The organism is Roseibium sp. MMSF_3247 (assembly GCF_030733765.1).
Taxonomy (GTDB): domain Bacteria; phylum Pseudomonadota; class Alphaproteobacteria; order Rhizobiales; family Stappiaceae; genus Roseibium.
The window spans coordinates 105228-121025 of the sequence record NZ_JASHII010000003.1 but is presented as its reverse complement, the minus strand read 5'-3'; the positions used below and the strand labels follow the sequence as shown (position 1 = coordinate 121025).

The following is a 15798-nucleotide window of genomic DNA, read 5'->3' as shown; positions in this document are numbered from 1 at the left end:
CCAATTTGATCCCGGAACAACAGAATTGAGCTTTTTGTTTGGAGCGTGACATCAATGAAAGTGCACATACTGGATGACTGGTTCGATACGCTGCGCGGTTTGCCTTGTTTTCAAAAACTGAAAGAACACGAGGTCACTGTCTGGACCGACCATGTCGAAGACGTTGGTGCGCTTTCCGACAGGCTCCAGGAAGCTGATGCAGTCGTTCTGTTTCGCGAACGCACCAAAATAACTGCTGATTTGCTGGAGCGGTTGCCGAACCTGAAATTGATATCGCAGCGCAGTGTCTATCCGCACATCGATGTTGAGGCCTGCACTGCAAACGGCGTTCTCTTATGTTCCAACATGCATTCCGGAACACCGTCTTACGCTGCTGCAGAGATGACTTTGGCGTTGATTTTGGCAAGTTATCGCCAGATCCCACAGCAGGTGGCGTCGATCCGTGCCGGAGAATGGCAAATGGGTGTCGGACGAACTCTGCGGGGTAGAACGCTCGGGCTCTATGGCTATGGCCGGATTGCCAAAGCCGTTGCAGGCTATGCTAAAGCCATCGGAATGGATGTCCAATGGTGGGCATCAGATGCCGGCCGCGAGCGCGCGATCAAGGATGGTGCAAGGGTTGCCGAAAGCCGGGAGGTGTTTTTCAACTCATCAGATATTGTCAGCTTGCATGTTCGCTTGAAGCCGGAAACGCGCGGCATTATTACGGAGGCCGACCTTGCGAACATGCAACCCCGCGCGCTCCTTGTGAATACCTCACGATCCGGCCTTATTGCCCCGGGGGTTCTTGAAGCAGAAGTCGCCCGTGGGCGGATTTTTGCATCCGTTGATGTCTTCGACCAGGAGCCGCTACGCGATCAAGATAACGTGCTTCTGGCCCATCCAAACGTGTTGCCGACACCGCATATCGGTTATGTCACCGAAGACGAGTTCGATTTGCAATTTTCGGATATTTTCGATCAGGTCAACGCCTACGCGGCTGGCGCCCCAATTCATATGATAAACCCCGAAACCCATTCGTAGCCAGCAAGCTGATGATCACCGCGGCTGATTATTGCGCGGCGATCTGGCGGCTTTCGGACACGGTATCGATAACAACCTGTGTGATCGCGTGGGTTCCCATGTCGCCGCCGAACTCAATGGGACGCAAACGGTTGTTGCGGAACCCATCGTCAACTGCGTGGTTTATCAGATCGGCTGCGTCTGAAAGGTGGGGATTGCCCAGTTTTTCGGCAAGGTAATCGAGCATCAGAGCACCGCTCAGGATTGCTGCAAGGGGATTGGCCTTGTCTTGTCCCATGATGTCCGGCGCGCTGCCATGGGCCGGCTGGAACAGTCCCGTGTGGTCGCCGATCTCCGCACAGGCGGCCATTCCCATTCCGCCAACAAGCCCGCCGGCGAGGTCGGAAAGAATGTCACCAAACATGTTTTCGGTCACCAGCACATCAAAGTCCCAGGGCTTGCGCACCAGATCCAAGGCCTGGGCGTCCACATAATTGTAGCCGACCGGAACATCCGGATAGTCTGTTTTCACCTCATCGAAGATCTGGCGAAAAAAGGCGAGCGAGGTAAAAACATTCGCCTTGTCGACGCAAGTGAGGCGGCCTTGAAAGCCTTTCTTCTGGCGTTTGCGGGCAAGATCGAAGGCAAACCGGTGCAGCTTCGTCGTGGTCTTTCGTGTTATCCGCAGAATGTCCTGAACTTCGTCATCGTTCACAACAAGAGAGCGTTTGTGTGCTGCCGCAGAATAAAACAGACCTTCGGTGGACTCGCGCAAGATGATGAGATCGATTCCCGCTGCCCTTGGATCGGCAAGTCGTTGCGGGGCATTGGGATAGGCTTTGACCGGGCGAACACCAGCATAAAGACCAAAGCGATCGCGCAGCCTTAAATGCGGAGAGATTTCCGTTCCATCCGCGTGCCGAATGGATGGCAATCCAATGGCGCCCAGGAAGATGGCATCTGCAGCTTCAGCCCTGTCTTCTCCGTCGGCCTCTATATCCTGGCCAGTTTCCTGGAAATACGCTGCGCCAGCATGAATTTCGTCCAACTCAGGTTTCGGTTGTCCGGTTTTTTGAAGTGCAGCCTCGAGCACAGCCATTGCAGCGCCCGCGACGTCGACGCCGATCCCGTCCCCTTTGATAAGCGCAATTTTCATGAGTACGGTTCCTTACGTCCAATCAACATCAAAACGGGTGACGATTTGCGATATCTGTTCCGGGTCCAGAAGTGTGGGAGATGTCCCGCGCAGCAACAGAGCCAGCTTTGCTGTCGCCTCCAACTCTTCCATGGCGCAGACGGCAGCCTCAAGGTCCTTGGCCGCAACGCAAGGGCCATGATTGGCGAGAATAATGGCTGATCGTTTGCCAGCCAGCCCGCGAACGGCGTTGCCCATGGCTGGGTCGCCGGGGACAAAAAACGGCAACAGTTTCACTTTGCCGAGCAGCATGATCCCGTAGGCTGTGAGGGGAGGCAGGACATTGTCCTGATCAATTTCCGGCAGCAAAGACAAGGCCACTGAATGGCACGAATGCAGATGCACAACGGCACCGGTCGCCCCTCGGGTTTCATAAAATGCCGTATGCAACGGTATTTCCTTTGTCGGCGCATCTCCGGACAGCAACGCCCAAGTCTCCGACAGATGGCTGATGCAGGCCGGATCAAGAAAGCCCATGGATGAGCCTGTCGGCGTGACCAGATAAGTGCCGTCATCCAGACGCATAGAGATGTTGCCGGTCGATCCGTGGGTCAGGCCTCGGTCATAAAGTGATTTGGCCATTACGGCGATCTGCTCGCGGGCTTTGGAGAGAGCGCTCATGAGCCTGCACCCAGAACGTGGAGGGCGTCTTTGAAAAAGTCAGGTCCGCCAAAGTTGCCGGATTTGAGAGCGAGGGCTAGCGGCTGGCCCGCGACTCTCAAAGCCGGAACGCCAGGGGCGATCCGAGGGCCGATTTCAAGAGTGGATGCCTTGATCCCGGATACGACAGCGCCTGACGTTTCCCCACCTGCGACCACGATGCGTTCAACACCAGCGACAACAAGAGCTGCAGCAAGACCGGAAAACAGGTTTTCTATGGCAGATGCACTCTTTTCCCGACCGAACCGTTGCTGGACCTGACTGACGGTTTCTGGGTCTGCCGAAGAATAGAGAAGTGGCGGCTCGTCTTGGCTGATGGTCCATTCAACCAACTCTTCCATCGATAACCAACCCCCGATCACATCCTCAACCATGATTTCACGGCTGGGGGCTCTTTGCTTGTAGTGTTTCACTTGGCCACGTGTTGCCGACGAACAGGATCCGGACAACACCACTGCTTTACCGTTTGTTCCAGTCCATGCCTGATGATGCGGAGTGACACCAAAATTGGCCGGCAGACCGATTGCGATCCCGGACCCTCCGGTAACAAGACGGCGGCACGCTGCGGCTTTTCCGATCGCAATGAGATCCTCATCGGTGATTGCATCGACGATTGCCATCGAGCCCGTTTCGGTCTTGGCTGCGTCAAGAATAGATGCCGCTCCCAGCCGGACGGTCTTATGAGGAATATGCGAAACGGGCCAAGTCGTTTGCCTGGAAAGAACCCGTCGAATGTCCGGATCGCGCATGGGGGTGAGCGGGTGGTTTTGCATTCCGCTTTCACTCAAGAGCGTGTCTCCCACGAACAAATGCCCCTGATAGACCGTGCGTCCATTTTCTGGAAAAGCCGGGCATACAAGGACAGTTTGTTCTCCAAGGCGCTCGGCGAGAGCCTGGGTCACAGGGCCAATGTTGCCTTCATCCGTTGAGTCGAACGTCGAGCAAACCTTGAAAACGATTTGCTCGCATCCTTGCGAGATCAGCCAGTCCGATGCGGCCAGCGAGTGCCTGATTGCATCTTCGGCGGGCTCCGTCCGGGATTTTAGGCTGATGACGCCAGCATCACAGTTGATGCCAGAGCCGAATAGACTGTTTGAAGCTGGTACGCCGACAAATTGCACCGTTCGCATGCCGGCCTCAGACAGCATCAGTGCGATATCAGACGCCCCTGTGAAATCATCTGCGATGACGCCGAGTTTCATTTTCCGGCCTCCTCAGATGGTCCCTGGTCAAGGCGCAAGATGTGATCTGCGCCAAAAACTGGGAACGTTTTGCGCACCAAAGGATCGTGGCCCGGGATAACCAGTCGGTCATCGCTCGCCAGCGTACGGATACGCCTGAAACCGTTGAGCATTTCCTGCAGGTCTACGACGATCGGAAATGGCTTTTCACTGAGAAAGTTTTCATAGTAATGCGCCGCGTCCGATGCCAGACACAGCCAACCGGCACTGGTTAGCACCCGGACCGCTTGTAAGCCTTTGCTGTGGCCGCCAATCCGGTGAACAGTTACCCCTTCAGCGACTTCACCATCGCCTTCGTGAAACGTCACCCGGCCTGAATAAAGTCTGAGGACAGCTTCGCAGACATGTTCGCCGGTGAAGGGGGCCTTCAAAACCGGATGGCACATGCAGGGACCGGTTGCGTATGCCATTTCTGCCGCTTGCAGATGGATGGTCGCGTTTGGAAAGTGTTTCAGGCCGCCAGCATGGTCATAGTGAAGGTGCGTTACGATGATGGTCGTGACTTTATCCGGTGAGATGCCGAGCGGGAGAAGGGCTTCCCGTGGATCTTTTAGAACAGGCCGTCCCCGCCGATCGGCTTCTTCGTGATCATATCCGGTATCAACCAGAATGAGCTCATCACCCCGGCGCAGAACCCAGACGAAATAGTCCATGTCATGCGGCTGATCGTGATTGTCGTCAAACAGGAAACTGTCCCGGCGTGTCCTGGAGTTTCGCTCGGCATATTTGACGGCGTAGACTTCCCATGGGGTCATTGAACGACCCCCTTGTAAGTCTTGACTGTCTTCTCCGAGATCATCTCTGCCACATCCGCGTCAAACTTCAGGAAGTGCGGCGTTTTCAAGTGCGTCTTGAATGCCGCTTCATCATCGTAGGCCTCGTAAAGAAAAACCTCTTCGGGCCGGGTTTCATCGGTGCAGACATCAAACTGCCGGCATCCATCCTCTGTTGTGAGTGAGGCCTGCGCATTTTGGACCATCAACGGCAAGAACGCCTCGAACTGATCCGGTTTGATCTGAAATGTGACTGTCACAACAAACATCGATTGGTCCTTGCAATTACCTGAACAACCCAACCATACCCATAGTGAAGATCGGGAAATAGGTGACGAGCAGAAGCGCAAAAATCGCTGCCAGGTAAAGGTGAAGCATGCGGCGTGCGATGGACAGGACCCCCACGCCGGAGATGCGGGATGCGACATAGAGCGTTGCCCCGACCGGCGGAGTGAAAAGCCCGACTGCCACGTTACAGGTCATGATCACCCCAAGATGCACCGGATCTACCCCAAAGATTTTGGCGGTTGGCAGGAACAGGGGGGCGGTCAGCAAGATCGCCGGGACAGGATCGAGAACCAGTCCAAGGACAAGCAGAACGATGTTCACGAGAAGCAGGAACATCCATGGGCCGGTTGAGAACTCCTGTACGAAGCCGACCAGGATCTGAGGCATCTGCTCCAAAGTAATCAACCAGCCGAGTACTGTGGTGGCTCCGATAACAACCATGACTACAGAGCTGGTGACAAAGGAGTCGATCAGAAGGCGCGGCAGGTCCTTGATGTTGAAATCGCGATAGACGACTGTTGTCACCAAAAGCCCGTAGATCACGGCGAGCGCTGCAGATTCAGTCGGCGTGACCCAGCCGGTGAAAATGCCGCCCAGGATAAGCACCGGCATGAAGAGAGCTGGAGCTGTTCCGATGAACGACGAGGTCAGCTCCTTGAGGGTAGTTGTCCGGCCGCCGGGGTCGCAATTGGTTGATTTTCCAACATAATAGCACACGCCCATAAAGAAGGCGCCGAACAGAATGCCAGGCACCATGCCCCCAATGAAAAGGTCTGCGACCGAGACATTTCCGACAAAGCCGTAGATGAGCATCGGGATGGATGGTGGAATGATGATCCCGATGGTTCCAGCCGCTGCGACGAGACCAGCAGCGAAGGCTTTGTCGTAGCCCTCTCGGGACATGTTCTTGATCATTACCGAACCGATGGCCGCTGAATCGGCAATGGCAGAACCCGAAATGCCGCCAAAGATCATTGAAGCACCGACAACAACCATGCCGAGGCCACCCGCCATGAACCCGAAGGCAGCTCTTGCAAATCCAATGATCCTGAGCCCAACACCGCCGCGGCTCATCATTTCGCCCGCAACAATGAAGAGAGGGATTGCCAGGAAATGGTTCGGTTCCACGCCGCCAATGAAGTTCAGGAACAGCGCCTGAAGCGGGTATCCGAGATCGAATACGATTATTGGCAGGACTGCCGTAATCAGGATGGCCCAGACAAGGGGAATTCCAAGAAACACGGTGCTCAGAAAAACCGCGACGACAAACAACAGGATCATAGCAAGGCCTCGCCGCCATCAGAATGGGTGGAGTGGGGCACGACCGGATTCCGGATGTCGAACACCATGTTGAAGAGGTGGAAAATCAACGTCAGCGACATGCCGACCGGCATGGATGCGTAAAGCAGACCGACCGGCCAGTAGAGCACTGTTGTTTTTTGCGCCCATGTATGGATGGAGATGTTGTAGCCGGTGTAGATCAGGCTGATCAGGAGGCAGGTGATGATCACATCGATCCCGATCGACAAAACCCGTTGCATATGCACAGGCAACAGGTTTTCAACGATTTCGGTAACCCGCATGTGCGCCCCACGCGCAATCGCCGCGGCGCATCCGATAAAGGTGCTCCAAAGCAGCAGAAAGCTTGTCACTTCCAACGACCAGGCAAGGTCGAAGCCTGCAAACCCGCGCAAAGAGGCGTTGCAAAAGACCAGGGTGACGATGGCAAAACCGGCAAGCGCCAGGCAAAAGTCCACCATATGGCTGAGCCAGCGCAGCGCAGCCGGATAATGATCTCGGTAGTCCAAGGCAAAGTCTTTCAAGAGAGCGCCGGAACCGAAGCAACGTGTGCTTCAAGTTCCGGCCAGTTGACACCCAAAGGCTTGATCAGTTTTGGGCGGGAAGGGCTTCGCGGATGGCTGCTGCATCACCAAGAATGTTGTCAACGGCTTCTGTGCCGTAGACGTCCTTGGCCTTGGCATAAACCGATTGTACTGCCTCACGGAACGGGCCGATTTCCGGTACGCTCACGGTGGCACCTGCTTCCTGCATTTCCGTCAATTGGCTGTCGACCGAGCTTTGAACGAGTTGTCGGCTGAAAGCGGCAGATTCCGTGGCAGCTTTAAGGACCGCTGCCTGATCTTCTTCAGAGAAGGATTGCCAGGTCTTTTCGGCAACGGTCAGCGGAAGCGGGCTGTAAACATGACGGGTCAAGGTGATGTTTGGCGCCACTTCGTAGAACCGCAGCGATTTGATGGTGTCCACCGGGTTTTCCTGGCCGTTCACAATGCCCTGCTGGATCGCGAGGTAAACATCGGTGATCGGCATCACGACGGTCTGGAAACCGATGGCTTCCATGGACCAGCGGATCATGTCGTTCGGAAAGACCCGCATTTTCATGGATTCGGCATCTTTCGGAGATGTCAGGGGTTCGTTTGTCGTGAAGCTGCGGAAGCCGGCTTCCCACGTCGACAAAACGCGGAAACCCTTTTCCGGGAGTTTCTGGAACTCGCCTTGAAGCCACTCTGAGTTGTCATAGAGCTCCCAGCCTTGTTCGTACGTGTCGACAAGGAACGGCATGGCCGTAAGGTTCAGGCTGGGCAGATGGGTTGCGTAACTGCCGGTCGCTGACACCGTAAAATCAATACCGCCGAGCTGGAGGAGCTCGATTGCTTTCGGGTCGTTTGCGAGCTGCCCGGACGGGTAAATCTGCACTTCGTAACGGCCATCGGTGTATTCCGCGACTTTCTCGGCAAACAGTTCTGCAGCGGCCTGACGAGATCCACCTGGGTTGTCAGTGTGGCTGAAACGCAGCTTTTCCGCCGCATGCGCGCTGCTCAGTCCGATAGCCGCAACGGCAACGCCAGCCAGTAGCCGCCTCAAGAATTTCTTTTCCAACATTTCGGTCTCCTCCCGCGGCTCTCCTCAAGCCGTATTGGTTTGCACATTCATTTGCGTATACGCAATGCAATCCCTTGTCAACTTCACTCGTGTCGACTATCAAAAATACGGTGTGGCGGAGGTGACGCATTCAGGTGTCAACGTTTCAGTCGCGCTGGGCGGAGTGGATTGACAATGAACCAGAAGAAAAAAGAGACGCGGGGCCTACGGGTCGCTTGCCTGGGCGCTGGGTACTTCGCGCAGTTCCACTATGATGCCTGGCGCCGCACAGGCCGCGTGGCTCTTGTCGGTGCGTGTGATCAGGACTTGGAGAAGGCCAAGGAAACGGGGCTTGCAGCGTTTAAGGATCTCGCTGTGATGTTGAAAATGACATGTCCGGACCTTCTGGATATCATCACACCGCCTCCCACCCACATGGCAGCCATCAAGGCAGGAATTACACAGGGCGTGCGTGCAATTATCTGCCAAAAACCGTTTTGCACGTCACTTGAAGAGGCTGAGGAGGCAACCCGGCTTGCAGAGAAGGCCGGGGCAACTCTCGTCATTCACGAGAATTTTCGCTTTCAACCGTGGTACAGGACGTTCAAACACGCTTTGGACAGCGGGGTGCTTGGTGACGTCTTGCAACTGACCTTCCGCCTTCGGACAGGAGATGGACAAGGCCCGCGCGCCTATCTGGACCGACAGCCATATTTTCAGGACATGCCTCAGCTGTTGATCCATGAGACCGGCGTCCACTGGGTCGACACTTTTCGATATCTGCTTGGTGAACCGGAGGCGGTTTATGCGGACCTGCGGCGGCTCAATCCCGTCATCAAGGGAGAAGATGCAGGATTTTTCGTATTCGACTATCCGAGCGGTGTGCGGGCATTGTTTGATGGCAACCGCTTGCTGGATCACGCGGCTGAAAACTGCCGGACAACGCTCGGCGAAGCCAGCCTTGAGGGCACGGCCGGAACACTAACCCTGTCAGGAGATGGCAGTGTGACACTCCGCCCGTTTGGCAATTTGAAGGAAACGGTTCTTCTTCAACCGCAGCCTTGGCAAGGATTTGGTGGGGATTGCGTCAAGAACCTGATCACCCATGTCGTTGACGGGGTGCTCGACGGAAAACCACTTGAAAATGAGGCGAGAGACTACCTAAAGGTGATTGCGCTCGAAAAGATGATCTACGAGGCTGACCGCCAGGGCCGAAAAATCCGAGACGTTGCATATGCTTGACCCATCGAAACCGAAAACCATCACCACTCAGGCCATGGAGAAGATCCGTCAATTGATCTTCGACGGCGAACTCGCTGCCGGATCCGATCACCTGGAAAGTGAGTTGGCAGGCCGTTTGGGGATGTCACGGACGCCGGTTCGGGAAGCCACCTTGATGCTCGCGCAACAGGGGCTGTTGGAGGTACGCCCAAGAAAAGGCGTGCGGATTGCGACCTTGTCCCTGACAGATATGGAAGAGATCTATGCGGTTTTGACGGAACTGGAGAGCCTGGCGGCGGAAGAAGCTGCAAGGAAGCACTACTCCAAGGCGGATCTGGCTGACCTAAAAGCGTCTATTGAGGCGATGGACAAGGCTTTGAGCGATGAGGATCGTGATGCCTGGGCCGAAGCGGATGACGCTTTCCATACAGAACTGGTGCGTTTGGGAGGGAATTCACGCGTACAGAACATCGTTTCAATGATGGCGAACCAGGTGCGCCGGGCGCGGGCGATGACGCTCTACATCCGGCCACTCCCGATCAAATCCAACCAGGACCACAGGGCTGTCTATGATGCGATCCGGACGGGTGACGCTGCAAACGCCCGTGAACAGCACCGCCTCCACCGGCGTCACGCCCGAGAAGTCCTGATCGATCTCTTGAAAAAGCATCGTCTCTTCCAGCTTTGAACGTCAAGGCAAAGGAGTTGTTTTTTTCAGCTTTCGTCTCCGACCAACTCCGGTTGGATTGCATGTTGAGTTTGCGTTGGAGCCACGAAGGCTACTCGCCATCTCAGACAGTGCTTTCGAGCCATTTCCTGAATGTTTCTGCATCTTGTGATGCGGGGTTTGTTTCAACGAAATAGGCTTCGTTGGCATCGATGGTGATTGGGCTAACTGGGACAACAGACCCGGACTGAACAGCTTGCCGGGCGAGGGTTTCGTTTACGAGGCATATGCCGTTTCCGTTGCTTGAAAGATCCAGAGCGGCGCCGTAGGAGTCCACATAAATGGACGGCTCAGCACAGCTGATGCCCGTTGCCGTCCTCCACTTGGACCAACCGCCTGAAATCCCGACTGCGTCGATGACCGGGCTCGTGTCCCATGATGTGACCATCTGGCTGGGTGCGAGTGCAATCAGTTTGTCGCTGCCAAGCAGTGCGGCATTGGGTCCTGCCTGTTTCCGTGAGCCGAAACTGATGATGACATCCGCAAGCGAGCGGCTGAATTCATCGGGCCAAATGGCCCCAATAAACCGCAGCGCAGTGTCCGGATGTGCGGCCCGAAAGGCTGGGAGCGTTGGGCCGATCACCCATTGAAGCACACTAACGGAAACGGAAACTGTCAAAAGCTTCTTCGGTTGATCGGGAATGAAAGATTGTGTGGCGGCCGTTAGCGTGTCTAAAGCCGCATCGACTTGGGGAAGCAGCCGCCGGCCATCATCGGTCAATGCCAAACCTCTGGCTTTCCTCTCGAACAACGGCACACCCAACTTGGTTTCCAGCGCCTTGATCTGTTGACTGACAGCGGATTGGGTCATGCCGATTTCATCCGCCGCCGCCGTAAAACTAAGGTGCCGGGCTGAGGCTTCAAATGCGCGAAACCAGTTCAGCGGAGGCAGTGCAGTGGCCATGTATAACATATCCATAAGTCGAACTAATACCTAAGCCTCAAAATCATTCGTTTGTGCCGATTGTCAAGCATCAGGATACTTCCGGCTCACCACCGAGAGTGTGGACGGGAGGGCCTTGGATGCAGCCGGAAATCCGGAAAATCGTTGCTTATGAAGAAGAGATCCTGATCGAGGGGTTCAGGGCAACCGAACGACCATGGCACGTGTTCGCGGTTGCCGCGGTGGTCAAGAACCCGTGGGCCGGCCGGTTTGTTGAGGATCTGAAACCGGAGGTTTTGGCGTTTGGCCCTGTCCTCGGTGAATTGCTCACCGACCGGATCCTGAAGCTCGGCGGCAGCGGAGAAGCAATCGAAGCCTACGGAAAGGCAGCCGTTGTTGGCCTTGACGGAGAAATCGAACATGCATCCGGGCTGATCCATACGCTGAGGTTCGGCAATTTTTATCGGGAAGCAGTCGGCGCCAAATCCTATCTCGCCTTCAGCAATACCCGGGGACCGGCAAACGCTCCGATCATGATCCCGCTCATGGACAAGAACGATGCGGGAAGGCGGTCCCACTATCTGACAATCCAGTTTTCGATCCCCGACGCCCCGCGCGCCGATGAGGTTGTGGTTGCGCTCGGTGGAGCAACATCGGGCCGTCCGTTCCACCGGATCGGTGACCGGTATCAGGATTTGAAGGAGATGGGCCGTGATCTGGACAACCCGGCCGCGGTCTGATCAGGGCGGACTGGCCTGCATCAAGGAAGGCGAGGGGCCTCGTGTCCTTCTTCTCCACGGTGTCGGTTTGCAGGCCGATGCCTGGGCGGCCCAAGTGCCTGATCTTAAGTCCCGTTTTCAGGTGATAGCACCGGATATGCCAGGCCACGGCCATAGTGGCCACCTGGAAGGACCAGCCGCCTTATCAGACTATTCGGACGCGGTTGCCCAATTGATGGATAGGCCCACCGTTGTGGTCGGACACTCCATGGGGGCCATGATCGCTCTCGACATGGCTGCGCGTCATCCGGAATTGGTCGCAGGCGTCGCCGCAGTGAATGCCATCTACCGGCGCTCTGATGCCGCCAAACAAGCAGTTCTGCATCGCGCGGAAAATTTGGGGTCTGAAACAGTTCCAAATCCGGAGCCGACACTTGATCGCTGGTTCGGGATAGAGCCATCGGAAGCCCGCAATGCTTGCGAGGCCTGGCTGCAAGGTGCCGATCTTCACGGTTACCGGACTGCATATGAGGTGTTTGCCAGGGAAGATGGACCGTCTGATCAGGCACTCATATCTCTCAAGTGTCCGGCATTTTTCATGACCGGCAGCCTTGAGCCGAATTCCACACCCGCGATGTCACAGGCCATGGCCGCCTTGGCTCCGAAGGGGCGCGTGCAGGTGGTCGAAGACGCGGCCCACATGATGCCGATGACGCACCATGACGAAGTGACCCGGGCTTTGCTGGCTTTTGCAACGGAGTGCCATTCATGAAACCGATCGACCCGAAAGAACTGCGCGGCGCCTTTGGCCGTTTCATGACCGGGGTTACGGTGGTGACTACCCGCAGGGCTGACGGAACGCCTGTCGGGTTCACCGCGAACTCCTTCACTTCCGTGTCACTGGACCCGCCATTGCTGCTTGTTTGCCCTGGCAAGTTCCTCTCAAGTTACGACGCATTTGCGGAGTGCGAGCAGTTTTGTGTCAGCATTCTTGAGGAAGGCCAGACTGAGGTTGCAAACACCTTTGCCGGATACAAGGGAGACCGTTTTGCCAAAACGCCGCATGACTTTGATGCCGACGGCATACCCTTTCCGGTTGGCGCACTCGCGCGGTTTTCATGCAAGACCCGCCAAACGGTTCCCGCCGGCGACCATGTGATCCTGATTGGTGAGGTCATCGGTTTTGCGCAAAAGCCCGGTCAAGGGCTTGGGTACGCCGATGGTCAGTTCTTCAGTCTCGGTTGGGAGCGCTGCGCGCGCGACCCGGCCGCAAGAGTGAATATCGCCGGGGCACTTGTCCGCCATGAGGGGCGGGTCTTGCTTGAAAAGACACCAGACGGTTACCGGCTGCCGGAATGTTCCGTTCCGGACAAGACCGGCCTTCGCAAAGCTCTTCAGGCCACACTTCAAGACAACGGCGTTTCAGCAAGTTTTGGCGCTGTCTACTCCGTTTTTGATGATGCGGATGCATCGATGCATTTTGCCTATCTGCTGGCGCAGGCAACCCATGTTGCTCCAGACACGAAACTGACCGCGGTGCCTCCCGAAGAGTTGGCTGCTCTGACGTATGCCAGTCCGCCGCTTGCGAGCATGATGGCCCGTTATGCCCGGGAATGCGCAACAGGCAATCTCAATTGTTATCTCGGGGACGCCATGACCGGAGAAATTCACACGCTTTCGGAGGGAGTCTGAACATGGAATTTTCCCTGTTTGCTCACATGGAGCGGCTTACGCCGCAACAGCCGCATGAGATCCTCTATGAGGAGTTTGTGTCTCTATGCAAACTGGCGGATGAGGGCGGTATGCGCGCCATCTGGACCGGTGAGCACCATGGCATGGAATTCACGATTGCACCCAACCCGTTTTTAACACTCGTGGACCTGGCGCATCATACGAAGAATGCACGCCTTGGAACCGGAACCGTCATTGCACCGTTCTGGCATCCCATCAAACTGGCGGGGGAGGCCGCAGCGGCCGACTTGATGACCGGCGGCCGGATCGAGCTGGGTATTGCTCGTGGTGCTTATTCCTATGAATATGAGCGATTGATGCCGGGCCTCGACCCTTGGGAGGCAGGGCAACGCATGCGGGAGACAGCCCCGCTGCTTCGTCCCTTGTGGCAAGGCGATTGCGCGCATGACGGCGGCTACTATGCGTTCCCTCCAACCACGTCTGCGCCAAAGCCTCTGCAGGAAAACGGCCCGCCAATCTGGATTGCAGCTAGAGACCCGAACAGCCATGAGTTCGGTGTGCATCAAGGCTTCAATATTCAGGTGACACCGCTTTGGCAGGGCATGGAGGAGATCGAAACACTGATGGGCCGGTTCAATGACGCATGCACAAGTCATGACGGTCCGAGGCCCAAGATCATGTTGTTGCACCACAGTTATGTGGCGTCTGATTCTGAGGATGCAGTTCTGGCAGCCAAGGAACTCTCGCGGTTCTACTGCTATTTCGGCGCCTGGTTTCAGAACAAGCGTGCTGTTTCCCAAGGATTGATTGAAAACCTTTCTGAAGATGAATTAGCTGCCAACAAGATGATGGCCCCGGAGAACATGGCCCGGGATTTGACAATCGGTACGGCGCAGGACGTCATCGACCGCATCAAACGCTATGAAGATCTGGGATACGATGAATATTCGTTCTGGATCGACAGCGGCATGAGTTTTGAACGCAAGCAGCTCTCGCTGCGGCGGTTCATTGACGACGTCATGCCAGCGTTCGGTTAGGAGAGAACATGCAGCACTATCAGCTTTTTATCGATGGCCAGCGCTGTGAGGGCTCCAACGGTCAAATCCTGCATACTGAGAACCCGGCGACGGGTGAGCCATGGGCCTCGTTCGCCTGCGCGGATACAAGGGATGTGAACCGAGCCGTTGGAGCTGCCCGAAGAGCTTTGGAGGATCCTGCATGGCGTGACCTCACCCAGACACAGCGCGGCAAGTTGCTGTTCAGGCTGGCGGAATTGGTTGAGGCCCACGCGGAAGACCTCGGGAGACTGGAAACAACCGACAGCGGAAAGCTGCTCGCCGAAACCCTCTCGCAGACACAGTATGTCGGCGATTTTTATCGGTACTATGCAGGGCTCGCGGACAAGATCGAAGGATCTGTGCTTCCTATCGATAAACCGGACATGCATGTGTTCACCAAACGGGAGCCGGTTGGGGTTGTTGCTGCTGTCGTCCCCTGGAACGCCCAGATGTTCTTAACGGCAACCAAACTCGGGCCGGCACTTGCTGCAGGGTGCACCGTAGTTTTGAAGGCTTCGGAAATCGCGCCCATACCCATGCTGGAGTTTGCCTCACTGATCGATAAAGCAGGATTTCCGCCGGGGGTTGTCTCCGTCATTACGGGAGATGCTGAGAACTGTGCCATTCCGTTGACCCGGCACCCGGATGTCGACCGGATTGCCTTTACCGGCGGACCGGAAACAGCCCGGCATGTTGTGCGCAATTCAGCTGAAAATTTTGCAGTCACCAGTCTGGAACTCGGCGGCAAGTCTCCGGTTCTGGTGTTTGACGATGCGGATCTTGATGGCGCCGCAAACGGCTTGATTGCCGGAAATTTTGGTGCATCGGGTCAAAGCTGTGTAGCCGGATCCCGTGCGCTGGTGCAACGGACGGTGTTTGAAGCACTGATCGACAAGATCACGGAAAAGGCAGCCCACATCTCGGTTGGTGATCCTCTCGAGGCTGCAACACATGTCGGCCCGCTTTGCACAAATGCGCAGATTGAAAAGATCAAGGTCACGCTGAACAAGGCAATAGAACAAGGTGCCGAAATCCGCCTTGGCGGTGCGCCGCTTGAGCGCTCGGGCAATTACATGGCACCGACGCTGGTGGCCTGCCCGAACCCGGACATCGAAACACTGAAGGTGGAGATGTTCGGGCCGGTCATGTCGCTCTTGCCGTTCGACACGGAAGACGAGGCTATCGCGCTTGCAAATGACACGCCGTATGGCCTTGCGTCTGGAATCTTCACGCGGGACGTTGCCCGCGCACATCGCGTGTCATCCAGCCTGCGGGCGGGGATCTGCTGGGTCAACACCTATAGAGCGATTTCGCCAATCGCCCCGTTCGGTGGGTTCAATCAATCCGGATACGGACGCGAAGCGGGCATTGAGGCCGTCCTGGACTACACCCGTACAAAGACCGTCTGGATCAACACCTCCGGTGAACCGATGGCCAATCCGTTCGTCATGCGTTGACG

The 15798-nt window shown here is 56.2% G+C and carries 17 protein-coding genes; 8 read left to right on the top strand and 9 right to left on the bottom strand.

The window, feature by feature from the left end; all coding sequences use genetic code 11:
- The first annotated feature begins 54 nt into the window (after nucleotides 1–54).
- Nucleotides 55–1023 (top strand): D-2-hydroxyacid dehydrogenase family protein, encoded by a 969-nt coding sequence (locus RBB44_RS10970; protein WP_306147423.1) that lies wholly within the window; start codon nucleotides 55–57, stop codon nucleotides 1021–1023.
- A 28-nt stretch (nucleotides 1024–1051) separates the two neighbouring features.
- On the opposite strand, the gene RBB44_RS10965 is transcribed toward RBB44_RS10970, so the two are convergent.
- From RBB44_RS10965 to RBB44_RS10930, 8 genes are all read right to left on the bottom strand, one after another.
- Nucleotides 1052–2158 (bottom strand): isocitrate/isopropylmalate dehydrogenase family protein, encoded by a 1107-nt coding sequence (locus RBB44_RS10965; protein ID WP_306147422.1) that lies wholly within the window; start codon nucleotides 2156–2158, stop codon nucleotides 1052–1054.
- A gap of 12 nt (nucleotides 2159–2170) precedes the next feature.
- Entirely contained in the window at nucleotides 2171–2818 is a 648-nt protein-coding gene (gene otnC / locus RBB44_RS10960; RefSeq protein WP_306147421.1) for a 3-oxo-tetronate 4-phosphate decarboxylase, read from the bottom strand.
- Nucleotides 2815–4059 (bottom strand): 3-oxo-tetronate kinase, encoded by a 1245-nt coding sequence (gene otnK, locus RBB44_RS10955; RefSeq protein WP_306147420.1) that lies wholly within the window; start codon nucleotides 4057–4059, stop codon nucleotides 2815–2817. Before otnK ends, otnC begins: the two co-directional genes overlap by 4 nt.
- Entirely contained in the window at nucleotides 4056–4853 is a 798-nt protein-coding gene (locus RBB44_RS10950; RefSeq protein ID WP_306147419.1) for an N-acyl homoserine lactonase family protein, read from the bottom strand. Before RBB44_RS10950 ends, otnK begins: the two co-directional genes overlap by 4 nt.
- A complete protein-coding gene (locus RBB44_RS10945; protein WP_306147418.1) occupies nucleotides 4850–5140 on the bottom strand; it encodes a putative quinol monooxygenase in 291 nt (96 codons plus the stop codon). The genes RBB44_RS10950 and RBB44_RS10945 overlap by 4 nt, the downstream gene beginning before the upstream one ends.
- Before the next feature lie 16 nt (nucleotides 5141–5156).
- Nucleotides 5157–6440 carry a TRAP transporter large permease gene (locus RBB44_RS10940; protein ID WP_306147417.1) on the bottom strand — a complete coding sequence of 428 codons (1284 nt, stop codon included), beginning with the start codon at nucleotides 6438–6440 and terminating at the stop codon, nucleotides 5157–5159.
- Nucleotides 6437–6982: a TRAP transporter small permease gene (locus RBB44_RS10935; RefSeq protein WP_306147416.1), complete on the bottom strand. Its 546-nt coding sequence runs from the start codon at nucleotides 6980–6982 to the stop codon at nucleotides 6437–6439. Before RBB44_RS10935 ends, RBB44_RS10940 begins: the two co-directional genes overlap by 4 nt.
- 64 nt (nucleotides 6983–7046) lie before the next feature.
- Nucleotides 7047–8060: a TRAP transporter substrate-binding protein gene (locus tag RBB44_RS10930; RefSeq protein ID WP_306147415.1), complete on the bottom strand. Its 1014-nt coding sequence runs from the start codon at nucleotides 8058–8060 to the stop codon at nucleotides 7047–7049.
- A gap of 174 nt (nucleotides 8061–8234) precedes the next feature.
- Between RBB44_RS10930 and RBB44_RS10925 the strand changes: the two genes are divergently transcribed.
- Together RBB44_RS10925 and RBB44_RS10920 are read left to right on the top strand one after the other, a co-directional pair.
- Nucleotides 8235–9281, top strand: a complete 1047-nt coding sequence (locus tag RBB44_RS10925; protein WP_306147414.1) for a Gfo/Idh/MocA family protein — start codon at nucleotides 8235–8237, stop codon at nucleotides 9279–9281.
- Complete coding sequence (locus RBB44_RS10920) at nucleotides 9274–9948, top strand: GntR family transcriptional regulator (RefSeq protein ID WP_133953251.1); 675 nt, start codon at nucleotides 9274–9276, stop codon at nucleotides 9946–9948. The genes RBB44_RS10925 and RBB44_RS10920 overlap by 8 nt, the downstream gene beginning before the upstream one ends.
- A 103-nt stretch (nucleotides 9949–10051) precedes the next feature.
- Here RBB44_RS10920 and RBB44_RS10915 read toward each other — a convergent pair whose 3' ends face one another.
- The gene (locus RBB44_RS10915) at nucleotides 10052–10891 is read right to left on the bottom strand and encodes a LysR family transcriptional regulator (RefSeq protein WP_306147413.1); all 840 of its coding nucleotides are present in this window, start codon (nucleotides 10889–10891) and stop codon (nucleotides 10052–10054) included.
- 119 nt (nucleotides 10892–11010) lie between these two features.
- Between RBB44_RS10915 and RBB44_RS10910 the strand changes: the two genes are divergently transcribed.
- Genes RBB44_RS10910 through RBB44_RS10890 form a run of 5 tightly spaced genes read left to right on the top strand, consistent with a single transcriptional unit; the run spans nucleotide 11011 to nucleotide 15796 of the window.
- Nucleotides 11011–11610: an amino acid synthesis family protein gene (locus RBB44_RS10910; RefSeq protein WP_306147412.1), complete on the top strand. Its 600-nt coding sequence runs from the start codon at nucleotides 11011–11013 to the stop codon at nucleotides 11608–11610.
- On the top strand, nucleotides 11582–12361 hold the full coding sequence (locus tag RBB44_RS10905; protein ID WP_306147411.1) for an alpha/beta fold hydrolase: 780 nt from the start codon (nucleotides 11582–11584) through the stop codon (nucleotides 12359–12361). Before RBB44_RS10910 ends, RBB44_RS10905 begins: the two co-directional genes overlap by 29 nt.
- Nucleotides 12358–13281 carry a flavin reductase family protein gene (locus RBB44_RS10900; protein WP_306147410.1) on the top strand — a complete coding sequence of 308 codons (924 nt, stop codon included), beginning with the start codon at nucleotides 12358–12360 and terminating at the stop codon, nucleotides 13279–13281. The genes RBB44_RS10905 and RBB44_RS10900 overlap by 4 nt, the downstream gene beginning before the upstream one ends.
- Before the next feature lie 2 nt (nucleotides 13282–13283).
- Nucleotides 13284–14318, top strand: coding sequence for an LLM class flavin-dependent oxidoreductase (locus tag RBB44_RS10895; protein WP_306147409.1), 1035 nt, complete (start codon nucleotides 13284–13286; stop codon nucleotides 14316–14318).
- Nucleotides 14319–14326: 8 nt separating this feature from the next.
- Nucleotides 14327–15796: an aldehyde dehydrogenase gene (locus RBB44_RS10890; protein WP_306147408.1), complete on the top strand. Its 1470-nt coding sequence runs from the start codon at nucleotides 14327–14329 to the stop codon at nucleotides 15794–15796.
- Nucleotides 15797–15798 lie beyond the last annotated feature (2 nt).

Coding starts and splice junctions, on each gene's coding strand:
- RBB44_RS10945 (WP_306147418.1), bottom strand. CDS start 5,140: ATGTTTGTTGTGACAGTCACATTTCAGATCAAACCGGATCAGTTCGAG.
- RBB44_RS10970 (WP_306147423.1), top strand. CDS start 55: ATGAAAGTGCACATACTGGATGACTGGTTCGATACGCTGCGCGGTTTG.
- RBB44_RS10890 (WP_306147408.1), top strand. CDS start 14,327: ATGCAGCACTATCAGCTTTTTATCGATGGCCAGCGCTGTGAGGGCTCC.
- RBB44_RS10915 (WP_306147413.1), bottom strand. CDS start 10,891: ATGGCCACTGCACTGCCTCCGCTGAACTGGTTTCGCGCATTTGAAGCC.
- RBB44_RS10950 (WP_306147419.1), bottom strand. CDS start 4,853: ATGACCCCATGGGAAGTCTACGCCGTCAAATATGCCGAGCGAAACTCC.
- RBB44_RS10940 (WP_306147417.1), bottom strand. CDS start 6,440: ATGATCCTGTTGTTTGTCGTCGCGGTTTTTCTGAGCACCGTGTTTCTT.
- RBB44_RS10925 (WP_306147414.1), top strand. CDS start 8,235: ATGAACCAGAAGAAAAAAGAGACGCGGGGCCTACGGGTCGCTTGCCTG.
- otnC (WP_306147421.1), bottom strand. CDS start 2,818: ATGAGCGCTCTCTCCAAAGCCCGCGAGCAGATCGCCGTAATGGCCAAA.
- RBB44_RS10900 (WP_306147410.1), top strand. CDS start 12,358: ATGAAACCGATCGACCCGAAAGAACTGCGCGGCGCCTTTGGCCGTTTC.
- RBB44_RS10965 (WP_306147422.1), bottom strand. CDS start 2,158: ATGAAAATTGCGCTTATCAAAGGGGACGGGATCGGCGTCGACGTCGCG.
- RBB44_RS10895 (WP_306147409.1), top strand. CDS start 13,284: ATGGAATTTTCCCTGTTTGCTCACATGGAGCGGCTTACGCCGCAACAG.
- RBB44_RS10930 (WP_306147415.1), bottom strand. CDS start 8,060: ATGTTGGAAAAGAAATTCTTGAGGCGGCTACTGGCTGGCGTTGCCGTT.
- RBB44_RS10910 (WP_306147412.1), top strand. CDS start 11,011: ATGCAGCCGGAAATCCGGAAAATCGTTGCTTATGAAGAAGAGATCCTG.
- RBB44_RS10920 (WP_133953251.1), top strand. CDS start 9,274: ATGCTTGACCCATCGAAACCGAAAACCATCACCACTCAGGCCATGGAG.
- otnK (WP_306147420.1), bottom strand. CDS start 4,059: ATGAAACTCGGCGTCATCGCAGATGATTTCACAGGGGCGTCTGATATC.